The organism is Actinokineospora fastidiosa, assembly GCF_014648415.1.
Classification (GTDB): Bacteria; Actinomycetota; Actinomycetes; order Mycobacteriales; family Pseudonocardiaceae; genus Actinokineospora; species Actinokineospora fastidiosa.
The window spans coordinates 59,430-76,111 of record NZ_BMRB01000006.1 but is presented as its reverse complement, the minus strand read 5'-3'; the positions used below and the strand labels follow the sequence as shown (position 1 = coordinate 76,111).

Below are 16,682 nucleotides of genomic sequence, written 5' to 3'. Positions count from 1 at the left end.
AGACCCCCGATATGCCGCTCGACGGTCCCGGCCGTCATCGCCTCGGGTGACCCGATCCGTTCACCGGCACCGAACCCGAGGGCGTCGGGGTCAGGTCGTCGAGGACGCGGACGGGCACGGGCTGTCCGCCTTGATGACCTTGCCGAGGTGGATCGAGAGCGGCGCGTCGGCGTAGTGGCCGAACGCGGGGATGTCGACGTAACCCGCGCTGCGGTAGAGGGCGACGGCCTCCGGCTGCTTCGAACCGGTCTCCAGGATCAGCCGCTCGTGGCCGGCGGCGAGCGCGGTGGCCTCCAGCTCGGCGAGCATGCGCCGGGCGTACCCGCGGCCGCGGGCCTTCCCGGTGACGTACATCCGCTTGATCTCGGCGTCGGTCCCGTGGCTGCGCCAGCCGCCCGTGGCGACCGGGACGCCGTCCTCGTAGCCGACCAGGAACAGGCCCAGCGGCGGGGCGAACTCCGCGGGGTCGACGGGGGACTCGTCCGGTCCGCCGTAGCGGACCACGTACTCCTGCTGGACCTCGGCGATCAACGCCTGCGAGTCGGCGTGGTCGTAGGCTCGGATCTCCATGCGCACGAGCCCATTCTCCCAGGTCCGGGGTCAGCGCCAGTGCTGCCAGCCCGGGTCGCCGGTGTAGGCCTTGCCGTCGATGGTGACGCCTGCGCCCCGGGTCACCGAGCCGATCACCCGGAACTCCGGCGGCACCGAGGACGCCGACGGGAACGTCGCGGCCAGGGCGTGGTCCTCCCCGCCGGTCAGCACCCAGTGCCGGGCGTCGGCGCCGAGCGCGGAGGCGACCTCGATCAGCCGCTGGTCCACCGGGATCAGCCCGCCCACCAGATCAATGGCCACAGTGGAGGCCTCGGCGATGTGCGCGAGGTCGGCCAGCAGGCCGTCGGACACGTCGATCATCGACGTCGCGCCCGCGAGCGCGGCCGAGGGACCCGCGGCGTACGGCGGCGCGGGCACGCGGTGCGCGCCGACGACCGTCACCGGGGACCGGAATCCCCGCCCCAGCACGGCCAAACCGGCCGCGCTCCAGCCGAGTTTGCCCGCCACCGCGACGACGTCCCCGGGCATCGCGCCGGATCGGGTGACCGGGGCTCTCCCGTCCAGCGAGCCTAAAGCGGTGACCGATATCACAAACGTGTCCGAACGGGCCATATCGCCGCCCACGACGCCCACGCGGGCGCGCGCGGCCTCGGCGGCCAGCCCGGCGGACAGTTCGTCGACGACGGACGCGGGCGTGGTGGACGGGCAGGCCAGGCCGACCAGCAGGCCCGTCGGCGTCGCGCCCATGGCCGCGATGTCGGCGAGGTTCACCGCTGCGGCCTTGCTTCCCACCTGCGTGGGAGGGGACCAGTCGAAGCGGAAGTGGACGCCCTCGACGAGCACGTCGGTGCAGGCGACCACGCGCCCGTCGGGCGCGGCGAGCACGGCGGCGTCGTCACCCGGGCCCAGCAGCGTCGCCGCCCCCTTGGGGCGGCCGCCGGTGATGCGCCGGATCAGGGCGAACTCGCCCACGTCGGCCACCGTCTCCTCGACATCGCCCACATGGTCCTCCAATTGTCGGAATCCCCACTAAACGCGGCGAGTGGGGTACGTTTCACGACACGTTCCTACCCGTTGACGACTACAAGCCGCGAAGGGGCGCGCCGTGGTCCATGCATACATCCTGATCCAAACCGAGGTCGGCAAGGCCGCCGCCGTGGCCGCCGAGATCTCCGGCATCCCCGGCGTGACCACCGCGGAGGACGTCACCGGTCCCTACGACGTGATCGTGCGCGCCGAGGCCGACAACGTCGACCTGCTGGGCCAGCTCGTCGTGGCCCGCATCCAGGCTGTGGAGGGCATCACTCGGACGCTCACCTGCCCGGTGGTCCACCTGTAGCCCGTGGTCTAGTTAAGGGGTGACCGAGCCCCGCACCGCACCGCCGCGCGCCGCGGTCGTCGCGGCCGCCGTCCTGGTGGGACTGCTCGCCGTGGGCGTCATCGTGGCGAGCCGGTTCGCGCCCGACGCCGACCAGCCGATGGCCCAGACCGGGCCGCTGGGCCTGGTCCCCGTGGACGCGCCGCAGTCGACGTCGCCGGACTGCGCCGACCTGCTGGCCGCGCTGCCCGCCGAGGTGCCGAGCAACGGCGGCGTCCTGGCCGCCCTGCCGCTGGCCGACCCCGCGCCCGCGGGCGCCAAGGCGTGGGGCGAGCGCCTCGATCCGGTGGTCCTGCGCTGCGGGCTGCGCAAACCGCCCGAGCTGACGCCGACCTCGGCGCTGCAGGAGGTCTCCGGCGTCAAGTGGCTGCCGGTGCGCGGCGACCTGTCCACCACGTGGTTCATCGTCGACCGGCCGGTGTACGTCGCGCTGACCATGCCCGACAGCGCGGGCAGCGGTCCACTTCAGACGATCTCGACCATCGTGGGGACGGAGCTGGCCGCGCAGCCGGTCGACCCCTAGCCGGGGAATGTCGCCATCGGCCGACATAATTCGGCGCGACGGGAGGGACGTGATGGTCGCGCTGGACGAGCGCCTCGACAAGGTGGTGGGCAAGAAGTCGGCCGACGCGCTGGCCGCGGCCTTCGAGCTGCGCACCGCGGGCGACCTGCTGCGCCACTATCCGCGCCGCTACGCCGAGCGCGGGCAGCTCACCGACATCGCGGGCCTGGAGGTCGGCGAGCACGTCACGGTCATGGCGCAGGTCGTGTCCGTCAACAAGCGCCAGATGCGCACCAAGCGCGGATCGATCGTCGAGGTCGTCATCACCGACGGCAAGCGGTCGCTGGAATGCGCGTTCTTCAACCAGCCGTGGCACATGGACCGCCTGCGCCCGGGCATGATGGCGCTGTTCGCGGGCAAGGTGACGGCCTTCCGTACCAAGCTGCAGCTCGCGAACCCCGACTATCAGCTGCTGGAGGCCGAGGACGGCAGCGGCGACATCCCGGCGGCGCAGGTGGTCGAGGAGTTCGCGGGCGGCATGATCCCGGTCTACCCGGCGACGGCGCGCATCCAGTCCTGGCAGATCGCCAAGTGCGTCGGGCAGACGCTGGACATGCTCACCGACATCGACGACCCGATGCCCGAGCCGTTGCGCGAGCGGCTGGGCCTGTCCGGCTACGAGGACGCGATGCGCACTGTCCACCGCCCGGCCGACCAGGCCGCCCTCCAGGTCGCCAAGCACCGGCTCAAGTGGGACGAGGCGCTGGCCGTGCAGCTGGCGCTGGCCCGCCGCCGCACTGCGGCCCACGCGCGCCCCGCGCCCGAGTGCCCGGTGAAGTCCGGCGGCATCCTCGACGCCTTCGACGAGCGGCTGCCGTTCACCCTCACCGCGGGCCAGGCGGAGGTGGGCGCCGCGATCGCGGCGGACCTGGCCGAGCGGCACCCGATGAACCGCCTGCTGCAGGGCGAGGTGGGCTCGGGCAAGACCGTCGTCGCGCTGCGCGCGATGCTGCAGGTCGTCGACTCCGGCCGCCAGACCGCGCTGCTCGCCCCGACGGAGGTGCTGGCCGCCCAGCACGCCCGCTCGCTCACCGACCTGCTCGGCGATCTCGCCCAGGCCGGTCAGCTCGGCGCCGCCGACACCGCCACCCGCGTCGTGCTGCTCACCGGATCGATGGGCGCGGCCGCGCGCAAGCAGGCGCTGCTGGACATCGTCTCCGGCGAGGCCGGGATCGTCGTCGGGACGCACGCGATCATCCAGGACAAGGTGACCTTCGCCGACCTCGGCCTGCTCGTGGTGGACGAGCAGCACCGCTTCGGCGTGGAACAGCGCGACGCGCTGCGCGGGCGCGCGGGGGAGACCAGCCCGCACGTGCTCGTCATGACCGCGACCCCGATCCCGCGCACCGTCGCCATGACCGTCTACGGCGACCTGGAGGTCTCCGCGCTGCGCGAGCTGCCCGCGGGCCGCTCGCCGATCTCGACCAGCGTGGTGCCGGTGTCGGAGAAGCCCGCCTGGCTGGACCGGGCGTGGGAGCGCATCCGCGAGGAGGTCGGCAAGGGCCACCAGGCCTACGTCGTGTGCCCGCGCATCGGCGACGGCGAGTCGGCCGAGGACGTGTCCGATCCCGAGGGCGACTCCGGCAAGCGCCCGCCGCTGGCGGTGTCGGACGTGGCGCCGATGCTGGCCGACGGCCCGCTGTCCGGGCTGAGCGTGGGCATCCTGCACGGCAGGCTGCCCGCCGACGAGAAGGACGCGGTGATGCGCGCGTTCGCCGCCGGGGAGATCGACGTGCTGGTCGCGACCACCGTCGTCGAGGTCGGCGTCAACGTGCCCAACGCGACGGTCATGGCGATCATGGACGCCGACCGGTTCGGCGTGTCGCAGCTGCACCAGCTGCGCGGCCGGGTGGGCCGGGGCTCCGCGCCGGGATTGTGCCTGCTGGTCACCGACATGCCCGCGGGCACCGCGACCCGCGAGCGGCTGGCCGCCGTCGCGTCCACTTTGGACGGATTCGAGCTGGCCCAGCTGGACCTGGAGATGCGCCGCGAGGGCGACATCCTGGGCGCCAGCCAGTCCGGGGCGAAGTCCGCGCTGAAGATGCTCTCCCTGCTGCAGGACGCCGACATCATCGAGGAGGCGCGCACGGTCGCGCAGGCGCTGGTGTCGGCCGACCCGGCGCTTTCGGAGTTCCCCGGTCTGGCGGCGATGGCCGGGCAGCTGGTCGCCGACGATCGCGCGGAGTACCTGGAGAAGGCCTGACGCCGCTCGGATGGGCGACACCCCCGGCATCAGCGGGTGAATGCCCTTGGCGCGCCGCCACCGGGTGCGGAAAGGTCCGGTGGGGGAGGGTGATCGCATGCGGCGGTTCTGGGTGGCTCTGCTGACGTCCGCGCTGGCCCTGGTCGCGCCCGCGGCCGCGGCGGACGAGCGCATCGTCGGCGGCGAGGAGGTCCCGATCGAGGACGTCCCGTGGACGGTGAGCCTCCAGTCCGACGGCGAGCACCGCTGCGGCGCCGTGATCGTCACCGAGACGGCGGTCCTGACGGCCGCGCACTGCACGATCGATGTGCGCCCCGCGCAGTTGACGGTGCGCGCGGGCAGTTCCCTGCACGCCGAGGGCGGCCACGTGCTCGCCGTCGCCGAGGTCGCCGAACACCCGCGCTACGACGTGGAGGCCAACGACTTCGACGTGGCGATCGTCCGCCTGTCCGAGCCGCTGCCGCTGGGCACGGCGGGGGTCGAGGCCGTCGAGGTCGCCACCCAGACCCCGTCCCCGATGACCCCCGCGCTGGTGGTGGGCTGGGGCGCCATCTCCGAGTTCGGCGACTCCCCCGACCACCTCCGCGGCGTCGAGGTCCCGATCGTCGACGAGGCCACCTGCCAGGACTCCTACGGCGAGGAGGCCATCTCCAGCCGAATGCTGTGCGCGGGCCTCCCCGAGGGCGGCAAGGACTCCTGCCAGGGCGACTCCGGCGGCCCACTGACCGCCCATGCGACCCTGGTCGGCCTGGTGTCGTGGGGCCACGGCTGCGCGCGGCCCCGGTTCTACGGCATCTACACCAACATCGCCCACCCCGGAATCCGCGCCTGGATCACGGAGGAGACCGGCGTCTGATCCGGTGGGCACCGGGTGGACTTGTCACCGACCACGGTCGATGTGAGGCCCGCGGCCACATTCCTGCTCGGCGCCGCACAGTCGCCGTCGTCCTGACCGGCCACCTCGCCTGCACTGCCCGACCTCACCCTGCGCCGATGCCCCCGCTTATCCACGCCCTACGCGATGATGGCAACCATCCACACCGAACCCCATCCGCGGGCTCCCCGCCCCGGCCACCCGTACGGCGACCACGAGTCCGTCCCGTCGCCGCCCGGCAGGGGGCTAGCGAGAACGAGGCCCACACCAACCACTTCATGGTGTCCGACGCCCGCGGCAGCCCTGTGCGGTGGCTGCTTGTCCGCCGCAGTGCCTGCCCTGGCCGCCGTGTGACAACCGGCCCGCCGCCCTCGTTCGACCGTCGCCGCCCACTGTTGTCCGCCGCACCATCAGCCCGGAACAGCGCGGGCGGGCCGTGGGTGTGCCCACGGCCCGCCCCTCCGCGGTGGGTCAGCGGTTGGCCGGCGCGGGTGTGCCGTTGCGGTTCTGGTCGTTCCTCTTGGCGGGCTTCGGTGTCGCCTGCTCCGGGGTGAAGTGGCGCTTCGCCTCCTCCAGCAGCGAGAACGCGCTGGTCACCTGGGCCGACACGCGCTCGTGGAAGTCGGTGGCGGCGGTGTGGCGTTCGGTCGCCTCGGCGAGTTTGGCGTCGGCCTCGGCGGTGACGCGGCTGGCGTAGGCGTCGGCCTCGGCGCGCTTGTCGGCGATTTCGGCGTCGGCCTCGGCGCGGGCGAGTGCGATGGCCTTCTCGGTTTCGGCCTTCTGCTTCTCCGCGTCGGCGACCAGGGCGGCGGCCTTCTGGTCGGCGTCGGCCAACTGCGCGGTGATTTGCTCGTCGGTCGTCTTTCGTAGTTCCGCGAGCATTTCCTCGGTGTCGGCCTTCTGCTTTCGCGCGTCCGCGACCAAAGCCGCCGCCTTCTGGTCGGCGTCGGCCAGTTGGGCGCTGATACGCGCGTCCGCGTCCGACTGGCGCGCGGCGATGTCGGCGTCCACCTCGGCGATGCGGGCGGCCAGGGACTCCTCGGCGGCGGCGCGCGTCGCGGCGATCTCCGCTGCCGACGCGGCCTCCGCCTCGGTGCGGCGCTGCTCGGACTCCAGCTCCAGCCGGGTGCGCAGCTCCTCGGCCTCGCTGTTCAGGCGGTTGCGCAGCTCGGTTGCCTCGTCGTCGAGGCGCTTGCGCTCGGCGGCGGCGTCGGCGTCGAGCTGGGCGATGCGCGCCTCGTTCGCCTTGGTGTGGGCCTCGATCTCGGCGCGCGAGTCGGCCATCAGCTTGGTGTGCTCGGCCGTCAGCGTGGCGCGCATCTGCTCGTACTCGGCGTCGAGCTGCTCGTGGTTGCGCTTGTAGTCGGCCTCCAGCTGGGCGCGGCGCTGCTCCAGCTCGGCCAGCATGCGCTCGTGCCGCGCGCGCAGCTCGGCCGCGTCCTTCTCGGCGGCGGCGCGCATCGCGGCGGCCTGCTCGTCGGCCTTCTTCAGCGCGTTGGCCGCGTACGCCTCGGCGCTGCGGCCGGTCTCGGCGGCCTGTTCCTCGGCGGTGGTCCGGATGCGGGTCGCGGCCGCCTCGGCCTCCTGCCGGTGCGCGGCGCCCCACGCCTCGGCCTCGGCGCGGGTGTTGGCGCCGTACTCGTCGGCCTGGCGCTTGAACTCGGCGATCTCCTCCTCGGCCAGCTGCATCATCAGCCGGACCCGCTCGGTCATGCCCTCCGTGCTGTTGGGGTTGGCCGAGATGCGGTTGAGCCGGGTGGTGGTCTCCAGCAGCTGCTGCTGGAGCGAGCCGAGGGATTTGGTCAGTTCGGCGACCTTCGCCGCGGCGTCGTCGCGGTCTTTCGTCGCGTGCCGAAGGTCGTACGTCAAACGAGTGACCCGCTCGTTCACCTGACGGGGGTTATACCCCCGGAGAACGGTGTCGAAGTGCGGAAGACGATCAGGGGATTCGACGTCATCAGAGGGCATTGGCTCACCATAGTGGGTCACCTGGAGTAGTTAATCCGACGTCACGGTTAATTTCTGCCGGTAATATCGATCTTGCCCACAACTGAGGGCGTGTCGAGTTCCGGGCCGGCAACTGGGGATGATTGCAGCCATCCTCGGGCGCGTCCTAGACAGGGATCATGGCCAAACCCCTGCACCGCCTGTCCGTGCTCGCGGCAGGCGTCCTCACTTTCTCGGCCGTGCTCGCCCAGCCCGGTCACGCCGCCCCGACCGGCGACTACATCGTCGTGCTCAAGCCGGGAACCGCGTCGGCGCAGAGCCACGGCGGTGTCGTCCACCACCGCTTCGCCGTCCTCAACGGCTTCGCCGCCGAACTCACCGCGCGACAACTCCGCGCGTATGCCGCCGACCCGGCGGTGGACTACGTCGTGGCCGACACCCCGGTGCGCGCCTACGGCGAGCAGCCCAACCCGCCGTGGGGGCTCGACCGCATCGACCAGCGCAGGCTGCCGCTGGACGGGCGCTACCGCTGGAACACCGACGCGAGCGCCGTCACCGCCTACGTCCTCGACACCGGCGTCCGCGCCACCCACGCCGAGTTCGGCGGCCGGGTGAGCGGCGGCTACGACTTCGTCGACAACGACACCGATCCCAACGACGGCAACGGCCACGGCACCTTCGTGGCGGGCCTCGTCGGCGCGAGGACGTACGGCGTGGCGAAGGGCGTCAAGATCGTCCCGGTCCGCGTCCTCAACGACTCCGGCTCCGGCTCGATCTCCACGGTCATCGCGGGCATCGACTGGATCACGCGCACCGCCTCCGGCCCGTCGGTGGTCAACGTCAGCCTCGGCGGCCCGGCCAACCAGGCCCTCGACGACGCCGTCCGCCGCTCGATCGCCGCCGGCATCACGTACTCGGTCACGTCGGGCTCCTCCCGCCAGCCCGCCGCCAACTTCTCCCCTGCCCGCGTCACCGAGGCCATCACCAGCGCCGCCATCGGCCGCGACGACTGCGTTGCCCCCCAGGGCAACTACGGTTCCGCGATCGACCTCTACGCCCCCGGCCTCTCGATCCCCGGCCCGTGGCACACGTCCGACACGGCGACGACGACGATCTCCGGCTCCTCGCTGGCGACGGCGCACACCACGGGTGGCGCGGCCCTGGTCCTCGGCCTGTTCCCGGACGCCACCCCCGCCCAGGTCCAGGCGGCCCTGGTCCGCAACGCCAGCCCCGGCGTCTGCAACCTGCCAGCGGAGTCCCCGAACAAGATCCTCTACACCGGCCCGTTCTGGAGGTGACCGCCCTGCGGACCAGATCCACTCTGTGGTGACCGGCACACGAGTCCAAATGGGTGACGGAACTGGTCAAGCCTGGAAAGGCTTGCCAAGATGCGGCGTGCGTCCGGTAGTCGGACGCGCGTCGCATACCGGAGGGACCGCTGTGCCCCAAGGTCCTGGCCGATTAGCCGCGTGCCTGGCCTCCGCCGCTCTCGCCATCCCGACCGCCCTCGCGGGCCCCGCCGCCGCGGTTATCCACAGCCCGCCCGCGAGCCCTATTGACAAGATCCAACCACCGGTACCCTGGAAGGAAAGGGCGGTTAGACCCCCGGTCGGGGCGGGGTCTGTCGGGGCGGGGTCTGTCGGGGCGGGGTCTGTCGGGGCGGGGTCTGTCGGGGCGGGGTCTGTCGGGGCGGGGTCTGTCGGGGCGGGGTCTGTCGGGGCGGGGTCTGTCGGGGCGGGGTCTGTCGACGTTGGGGGCAGTGGGGCGCGGGCTGGTGATGCGCGGAGTGGTGGGGTTCGGGTTGATGGGGCGCTGACTGGTGAGGCGCAGGTCGGTGGGGCGTGGGGTGGTGGGTTGCAGGGCGGCGGCATGCAGGCCAGTGGGGTGCGGGTCGGCGTGTCCGGTGGAGCGCAGGTCGGTGGGGCGCAGGTTGGTGGCGCTCAGGCCGCTGGAGCGCCGGTTAGTGGGGAGCGGACTGGCGGCGCGCAGGGTGGCGCGGGGCGGGATGGCGGCGCGCGGACTGGTGAGTCGCAGGCCGGTGAAGCGCAGGGTGGTGCCGCGCAAGCTGGCGGTGCGCGGGCTGGTGAGGTGCAGATCGGCGCCGCGCAGGTTGGCAGTGCGCAGGATGGCCCCCCGCAAGCTGGTGGTGCTCGGGCTGGTGAGGTGCAGACTGGTGCCGCGCAGGTTGGCACCGCGCAGGCTGGCGCGGCGCAGGTTGGCCCGCCGCAACCTGGTGGCACTCGGGCTGGTGAGGTGCAGATCGGTGCTGCGCAGGTGGGCGTGGTGCAGGCCGGGGCCGCGCAGGGGGGCGCCGGGCAGTTAGGTGCGGTGGAGGGTGTGCGGGTGGCGGCGGCGTTGGGGGAGTTATGGGCGGCTTACCGGCGCGGCGATCGGGAGTTGGCGAGGTTAGCTGCTCGGGTTGATCAGGTTGTGCGGGTGGAGTTGGGGGAGCGGGGGGAAGCTGTTCGGGCGGCTGTGCGGTTGGTGGTGGGGCCGCCGGGGCGGGCTTGGGGGGCTCGGTTGGCGCTTATGGGGGTTGAGGTGCCGGAAGGGCAGGGTGCGTTTGTCAGGGCGGCGGTGCGGGCCTATGACTCCGCTTATGCAGTTTCGCCCAGTACGGTGTCGAGTACTTTCGGTCACCATGGCGATCACATCCCCGATCGGATGGCCGACGGAGATCCTGGCACCTATTACTGGAGCGCGGGGCCTGCCGTGAAAGGCGCGGCCGTTGTGGTGGATCTCGGGCGGGTTCGGCGGGTGCACGGGGTGCGGCTCGCGCTCGGGAAGTCGGATCGGCCGAATGACTATCTGCATCGCGGGGTTCTGGAGTTCTCCGTCGACGGACGCCACTGGTACACCGTCGCCCGGCTTGACGGGCCGCTCCATGAGGTTCGGGTGCGTGCCGACATCCGGTACCTGCGGCTGCGGTCGACCGCCGATCAGGCGCAGTGGCTCGTCGTGCGCGATTTGAGCGTTATCGGGTGTCCGGTCGGCAAGGCGGCCGACGGGGACCCGGCCACCGTGTTCACTGTCACAGCCGCCCCCGTCGAGCTGCCGCTGACCCCCGGGCCGACGGCGTCGGCGATCGTGGTGCGGGCGGGGGCCGACACCGCGCGCGGGGGGAAGGTTCAGGTGAGAATGGGGGGCGGCTGGCGCACGGTGGGCGCGCTGGCCGGGCCGTACACCGAGTTGCCGCTGCCCCGGGGGCGGGCGACGCGGGTGCGGATCGTGCCCGGCGCGACCCCCCTGGGGGTGCACGAGGTCACCGTCCGTCCGGCAGGCTGAGCGGGACCGGCCTCACCGGGGTGTCAACCGCTGTGTGAGGTCGTGCCCGTCACGTGGGACGATCCTCCCGATGGGCGGGACAATCGCGGTAACCTCCTCCGACCGAACCCCTAGGGAGCTGGAGGTAGTCGGGCATGTTCCGCAAGGTGCTCGTCGCCAACCGCGGTGAGATCGCCATCCGGGCGTTCCGGGCCGGGTACGAACTCGGGGCCGGGACCGTGGCGGTCTTCCCCCATGAGGACCGCAACTCGCCGCATCGGATGAAGGCCGACGAGGCGTACCTGATCGGCGAGCCCGGCCATCCCGTGCGCGCCTACCTGTCCGTCGAGGCGATCATCGACGCCGCCAAGAAGGCCGGGGCCGACGCCGTCTACCCCGGTTACGGCTTCCTCTCCGAGAACCCCGACCTCGCGCGCGCGTGCGCCAACGCCGGGATCACCTTCGTCGGCCCCGACGCCGACGTGCTGGAGCTGACCGGCAACAAGGCGCGGGCCATCGCCGCCGCGCGCGAGGCCGGGCTGCCGGTGCTGCGCTCGTCGGAGCCGTCCACCGACGTCGACGCGCTGCTGACCAAGGCCGAGGAGATCGGCTTCCCGGTCTTCGTCAAGGCCGTCGCGGGGGGCGGCGGCCGGGGCATGCGCCGGGTCGAGGACCCCAAGGCGCTGCGCGAGTCGCTGGAGGCGGCGATGCGCGAGGCCGAGTCGGCCTTCGGCGACGCCACCGTGTTCCTGGAGCAGGCCGTGGTCGACCCGCGGCACATCGAGGTGCAGATCCTCGCCGACGGCGAGGGCAACGTGATCCACCTCTACGAGCGCGACTGCTCGATGCAGCGCCGCCACCAGAAGGTCATCGAGATCGCGCCCGCGCCCAACCTCGCCCCGGAGCTGCGCGACCGCATCTGCGCCGACGCGGTGAGGTTCGCCAGGCACATCGGCTACAAGAACGCGGGCACCGTCGAGTTCCTGCTCGACACCCGCGGCGAGCACGTGTTCATCGAGATGAACCCGCGCATCCAGGTCGAGCACACGGTGACCGAGGAGGTCACCGACATCGACCTCGTGCAGTCGCAGCTGCGCATCGCCTCCGGCGAGACGCTGGCGGACCTCGGGCTGTCCCAGGACGTCGTCTACCTGCGCGGCGCTGCGCTGCAGTGCCGCATCACCACCGAGGACCCGGCCAACGGCTTCCGTCCGGACACCGGCAAGATCTCCGCCTACCGCTCCCCGGGCGGCGGCGGCATCCGGCTCGACGGCGGCACGGCCGTCGGCGCCGAGGTCAGCGCCCACTTCGACTCCATGCTGGTCAAGCTCACCTGCCGCGGCCGCGACTTCGGCGCCGCGGTGCGCAGGGCCAAGCGGGCCATCGCCGAGTTCCGCATCCGCGGCGTGGCGACCAACATCCCGTTCCTGCAGGCCGTGCTGGACGACGACGACTTCCAGGCAGGCCGGGTCACCACGGCGTTCATCGAGCAGCGCCCGCACCTGCTGACCGCCCGGCACTCCGCCGACCGGGGCACCCGCCTGCTGACCTACCTGGCCGACGTGACGGTCAACCGCCCGCACGGCGAGCGGCCCAAGGTGATCGACCCCCGGGAGAAGCTGCCCGCCGTCGACCTGTCGGCGGACCCGCCCGCGGGCTCCAAGCAGCGGCTGGTCGAGCTGGGCCCGGAGGGCTTCGCCCGCTGGCTGCGCGAGTCGCGGGCCGTCGGGGTCACCGACACGACCTTCCGCGACGCGCACCAGTCGCTGCTGGCGACCCGGGTGCGGACCCGCGACCTGCAGGCCGTCGCGCCCTACGTGGCGCGGTCGATGCCCGAGCTGCTGTCGCTGGAGTGCTGGGGCGGGGCGACCTACGACGTGGCGCTGCGGTTCCTCGCCGAGGACCCGTGGGAGCGGCTGGCCGCGCTGCGCGAGGCCGTGCCGAACCTGTGCCTGCAGATGCTGCTGCGCGGGCGCAACACCGTCGGCTACACCCCGTACCCGACCGAGGTGACCTCCGCGTTCGTCGAGGAGGCCACCAGGACCGGCATCGACATCTTCCGCATCTTCGACGCGCTCAACGACGTCGAGCAGATGCGGCCCGCGATCGAGGCCGTGCGCGAGACCGGGACCGCGGTCGCCGAGGTGGCCCTGTGCTACACCGCCGACCTGTCCGACCCGGCCGAGCAGCTGTACACACTGGACTACTACCTCAAGCTCGCCGAGCAGATCGTGGGCGCGGGCGCGCACGTGCTGGCCGTCAAGGACATGGCGGGCCTGCTGCGCCCGCCCGCCGCCGCCCGGCTGATCACCGCGCTGCGCAAGGAGTTCGACCTGCCGGTGCACCTGCACACCCACGACACCGCGGGCGGGCAGCTGGCGACCTACCTGGCGGCCATCCAGTCCGGTGTGGACGCCGTGGACGGCGCGGTGGCGTCGATGTCGGGCACGACGTCGCAGCCGTCGCTGTCGGCGATCGTGGCCGCCACCGACCACAGCGACCGGGAGACCGGGCTGTCGCTGCAGGCCGTGGGCGACATGGAGCCGTACTGGGAGATCGTGCGGAAGGTCTACAAGCCGTTCGAGGCGGGCCTGCCCTCGCCGACCGGGCGGGTGTACCACCACGAGATCCCCGGCGGCCAGCTGTCGAACCTGCGCACCCAGGCGGTCGCGCTCGGGCTGGGCGACCGGTTCGAGGAGATCGAGACCATGTACGCCGCCGCCGACCGCATGCTCGGCAGGCTGGTGAAGGTGACGCCGTCGTCGAAGGTCGTCGGCGACCTGGCCCTGCACCTCGTCGGCGCGGGCGTGGACCCCAAGGAGTTCGAGAACGAGCCCGGCCGCTTCGACATCCCGGCCTCCGTCGTCGGCTTCCTGCACGGCGAGCTCGGCGACCCGGCCGGGGGCTGGCCCGAGCCGTTCCGCACCAAGGCGCTGGCCGGGCGGCCCGCGCCCAAGGGCATGGTCGCGCTGACCGACGAGGACCGCACGGGCCTTGCCGAGAACCGGCGCGCGACGCTGAACCGGCTGCTGTTCGCCGGGCCGACCAAGGAGTTCCTGGCCCACCGCGAGCAGTTCGGCGACACCAGCGTGCTGGCCAGCAAGGACTTCTTCTACGGGCTGGAGCACGGCAAGGAGTACGCCGTCCCGCTCGACCGGGGCGTCACGCTGCTGATCGAGATCGAGGCGGTGTCGGACCCGGACGAGCGCGGCATGCGCACGGTCATGGCGAAGCTGAACGGGCAGCTGCGGCCCGTGCAGGTGCGCGACCGGTCCGTGGCGTCGAACGCCCCCGCCGCCGAGAAGGCCGACCGCGGCAACGCCAACCACGTCGCCGCGCCGTTCGCGGGCGTGGTCACGCTGTCGGTCGCCGAGGGCGACGCGGTGGAGGCGGGCGCCACCATCGCCACGATCGAGGCGATGAAGATGGAGGCCGCGATCACCTCCCCGCGCGCTGGCACGGTGTCGCGCGTGGCCATCGGCAAGGTCCAGCAGGTCGAGGGCGGCGATCTCCTGGTGGAGCTTTCGTCGTAACGGTTGGTGGGCGGTCTGGTCGCTGTTGGCTGCTTCCGGGGTTGGGTCGGGCGCCGGGTCGTTAGACTCCGGTGCCCGACAAGCCACCACGGTGGGGGAGACATGACCGACCAGCCGCCCGGCCACCAGCCGCCGGGATACCAGCCTTCCCCCGCCGGGGAGCCCACGCCGCCGGGTGGCTTCCGCGCCGCGCCGTACCAGGGGTTCCCCGCGTCGGGGCCGATGCCCGCGCAGCCGGGCTACCCGGCGTCGGGACCGCTGCCCGCCCAGCCCGGATACCCGGGCTCGGGCCCCTTCCCCGCCCAGACCGGCGGGTTCCCGCAGCAGCAGGCGCCCAAGCGCAAGGGCGGCGCCGCGGTGCCGCTGCTCGCCGTCGCGATGGTCGTGTTCCTGGCCGCGGCGGGCGTGATGGTCTTCCTGTGGCTGGGCGCCTCCGACGACACCAAGGCGCACAACGACAAGCTCACCGCGCTCACGAGCGAGCTGTCCTCGACGCAGCGCAAGACCGAGGAGGCGACGGAGTCCGCGGCCAGCTCCCAGGCGAAGGCCGACGACGCGGGCAAGGACATCGCCGCGCTGGAGCGCGAGATCAGCGGCCTGCGCCGGTGCGCCGACCGGGTGCGCGAGACGCTTATCGTGGCCGAGTCCGGCACCGACGCCGAGCTGCGCGCCGCCGTCCAGACCATGTTCCAGAACTGCTGAGCCAGGAGCCCTGCGATGAGTTTCCCCGGACCCGACCAGGTCGCCGGATGGGGCGCGGCCCAGCAGCCCTCGGCACAGCCGCCGCAGGCCAGGAGCAAGGCGCCGGTCGTCGTGCTGGCCGTGCTGGCCGCGTTGTTCGCCATCGCGGCGGGCGTGTTCACGGTGTTCTACTTCGGTGAGAAGGCCGAGTCCGACCGCGTGGCCGCCGCGGTCGCCGACAAGGAGCGCGAGGTCGCCGCGGCCAAGGACGGCCTCGGCGACGCCGAGGAGCAGGCCAGGGCCGCCCTCGACGAGCTGGAGTCCCAGGAGGGCAAGCTGTCCAGCCTGGAGACCGAGAAGGACGAGGTGGCCGCCTGCACCGCGGCCGCGAAGCGCTACGTCGACGCGCCCGAGGACCTGCCCGAGCCGGAGCTGGACAAGCTGTTCGACACGATGTACGAGGCCTGCCGCTACATCTGAGGCTCAGTCGGGCAGCAGCGGCACCGAGATCCCCGGGTCCCGGCCGAGCAGGGCGGCCCGGGTGATCGCCGTCGTGCCGAAGCGGTCCCGGACGGTGTCGACGGCGGAGTCCAGCACGGGGCCGCCGCGGTCGAACGGCAGCGCCAGCTGGACGGCGTCGGAGTTCTCCAGGTTCGACAGGGCCAGCCCGATCAGCGTGAGGCCGTCGGCGGCGATCCTCGGCCACGCCGCGGCGAAGAGGTCGCGGGCAGCGGCCAGGATGACGGCGGTGTCGGTGGTCGCCTCGGCGATCGTGTGGGAGCGGGTGGCGCGGGTGTAGTCCCGGAAGCGCATCCGCAGGGTCACGGTGCGGCAGGCCCGGTCGGCCCGGCGCAGGCGGCGCGCGAGCCGGTCGGCCAGCGCGGCCAGGGTCGCGTCCAGCTCGTCGTGGCCGCGCTGCCGCGAGCCCAGGGCCCGCTGCGCGCCGATGGACCGGCGGCGGCGGCCCACCTCCACCGGGCGCGGGTCGCGGTTGTGGGCGAGGGCGTGCAGGTGGCGTCCGGCCGCGCGGCCGAGCATCCCGACCAGCTCGGCCTCGCACAGGGCGGCGACCTGGCCCACGGTGCCGATGCCGTGGTCGCGCAGCTTCGCCGACGTCACCGCGCCGACGCCCCAGAGGCGCTCCACGGGGAGCGGGTGCAGGAACGCCAGCTCGCCGTCGTGCGGGACGACCAGCAGGCCGTCGGGCTTGGCGACGGCGGAGGCCACCTTGGCCAGGAACTTCGTCCGCGCCACCCCGACCGTGATGGGCAGCCCGACGGCGGCGGCGACCTCGGCGCGCAGGCGGGCGGCGATGTCCGCCGCCGACCCCGCGATCCGGCGCAGGCCGCCGACGTCGAGGAACGCCTCGTCGATGGAGATGCCCTCGACCAGCGGGGTCGTGGCGGCGAAGACCTCGAACACCGCCTTCGACGCCGCCGAGTAGGCCGACATCCTCGGCGGCACGACGATCGCGTCCGGGCACAGCGCCCGGGCCTGGCGGCCGCCCATCGCCGTGCGGACGCCGCGCGCCTTGGCCTCGTAGGACGCCGCCAGCACCACACCGCCGCCGACGATCACCGGTCTGCCGCGCAGGCGCGGGTCGTCGCGCTGCTCGACGGAGGCGTAGAACGCGTCCAGGTCGGCGTGCAGGATCGGGCCGTCGGTCGACACGAACATATGTTCGCATC

At 72.8% G+C, this 16,682-nt stretch carries 14 protein-coding genes; 9 read left to right on the top strand and 5 right to left on the bottom strand.

What is annotated here, in order from left to right:
* Window positions 1-90 precede the first annotated feature (90 nt).
* Window positions 91-570: a GNAT family N-acetyltransferase gene (locus IEY98_RS26520; RefSeq protein WP_189213383.1), complete on the bottom strand. Its 480-nt coding sequence runs from the start codon at window positions 568-570 to the stop codon at window positions 91-93.
* Window positions 571-600: 30 nt separating this feature from the next.
* Complete coding sequence (locus IEY98_RS26515) at window positions 601-1,554, bottom strand: thiamine-phosphate kinase (protein ID WP_229787520.1); 954 nt, start codon at window positions 1,552-1,554, stop codon at window positions 601-603.
* Between the two features lie 103 nt (window positions 1,555-1,657).
* Here IEY98_RS26515 and IEY98_RS26510 point away from each other — a divergent pair, with 103 nt between their 5' ends.
* The 4 genes from IEY98_RS26510 (at window position 1,658) to IEY98_RS26495 (ending at window position 5,551) form a co-directional block, all read left to right on the top strand.
* On the top strand, window positions 1,658-1,891 hold the full coding sequence (locus IEY98_RS26510; protein ID WP_189213381.1) for an Lrp/AsnC family transcriptional regulator: 234 nt from the start codon (window positions 1,658-1,660) through the stop codon (window positions 1,889-1,891).
* Between the two features lie 19 nt (window positions 1,892-1,910).
* Window positions 1,911-2,453, top strand: a complete 543-nt coding sequence (locus tag IEY98_RS26505) for a DUF3515 domain-containing protein (protein WP_189213380.1) — start codon at window positions 1,911-1,913, stop codon at window positions 2,451-2,453.
* A 52-nt stretch (window positions 2,454-2,505) separates the two neighbouring features.
* A complete protein-coding gene (recG, locus tag IEY98_RS26500) occupies window positions 2,506-4,695 on the top strand; it encodes an ATP-dependent DNA helicase RecG (protein WP_189213379.1) in 2,190 nt (729 codons plus the stop codon).
* Window positions 4,696-4,792: 97 nt separating this feature from the next.
* The gene (locus tag IEY98_RS26495) at window positions 4,793-5,551 is read left to right on the top strand and encodes a S1 family serine peptidase (RefSeq protein ID WP_189213378.1); all 759 of its coding nucleotides are present in this window, start codon (window positions 4,793-4,795) and stop codon (window positions 5,549-5,551) included.
* 489 nt (window positions 5,552-6,040) lie between these two features.
* Here the strand turns inward: IEY98_RS26495 and IEY98_RS26490 are convergent, their stop codons facing one another.
* A complete protein-coding gene (locus IEY98_RS26490) occupies window positions 6,041-7,438 on the bottom strand; it encodes a coiled-coil domain-containing protein (RefSeq protein WP_189213377.1) in 1,398 nt (465 codons plus the stop codon).
* A gap of 257 nt (window positions 7,439-7,695) precedes the next feature.
* Here IEY98_RS26490 and IEY98_RS26485 point away from each other — a divergent pair, with 257 nt between their 5' ends.
* Window positions 7,696-8,814 carry a S8 family peptidase gene (locus IEY98_RS26485; RefSeq protein ID WP_189213376.1) on the top strand — a complete coding sequence of 373 codons (1,119 nt, stop codon included), beginning with the start codon at window positions 7,696-7,698 and terminating at the stop codon, window positions 8,812-8,814.
* A 163-nt stretch (window positions 8,815-8,977) separates the two neighbouring features.
* Here the strand turns inward: IEY98_RS26485 and IEY98_RS33460 are convergent, their stop codons facing one another.
* Window positions 8,978-9,745, bottom strand: coding sequence for a pentapeptide repeat-containing protein (locus IEY98_RS33460; protein WP_505606723.1), 768 nt, complete (start codon window positions 9,743-9,745; stop codon window positions 8,978-8,980).
* A 300-nt stretch (window positions 9,746-10,045) separates the two neighbouring features.
* Here IEY98_RS33460 and IEY98_RS33455 point away from each other — a divergent pair, with 300 nt between their 5' ends.
* From IEY98_RS33455 to IEY98_RS26460, 4 genes are all read left to right on the top strand, one after another.
* Window positions 10,046-10,801, top strand: a complete 756-nt coding sequence (locus IEY98_RS33455) for a discoidin domain-containing protein (protein WP_268244612.1) — start codon at window positions 10,046-10,048, stop codon at window positions 10,799-10,801.
* A gap of 134 nt (window positions 10,802-10,935) precedes the next feature.
* Entirely contained in the window at window positions 10,936-14,313 is a 3,378-nt protein-coding gene (locus tag IEY98_RS26470; RefSeq protein ID WP_189213374.1) for a pyruvate carboxylase, read from the top strand.
* A 102-nt stretch (window positions 14,314-14,415) separates the two neighbouring features.
* Entirely contained in the window at window positions 14,416-15,015 is a 600-nt protein-coding gene (locus IEY98_RS26465) for a hypothetical protein (RefSeq protein ID WP_189213373.1), read from the top strand.
* Between the two features lie 15 nt (window positions 15,016-15,030).
* Entirely contained in the window at window positions 15,031-15,474 is a 444-nt protein-coding gene (locus tag IEY98_RS26460) for a hypothetical protein (RefSeq protein ID WP_189213372.1), read from the top strand.
* Between the two features lie 3 nt (window positions 15,475-15,477).
* Here IEY98_RS26460 and dinB read toward each other — a convergent pair whose 3' ends face one another.
* A complete protein-coding gene (gene dinB / locus IEY98_RS26455) occupies window positions 15,478-16,671 on the bottom strand; it encodes a DNA polymerase IV (protein ID WP_189213371.1) in 1,194 nt (397 codons plus the stop codon).
* Window positions 16,672-16,682 lie beyond the last annotated feature (11 nt).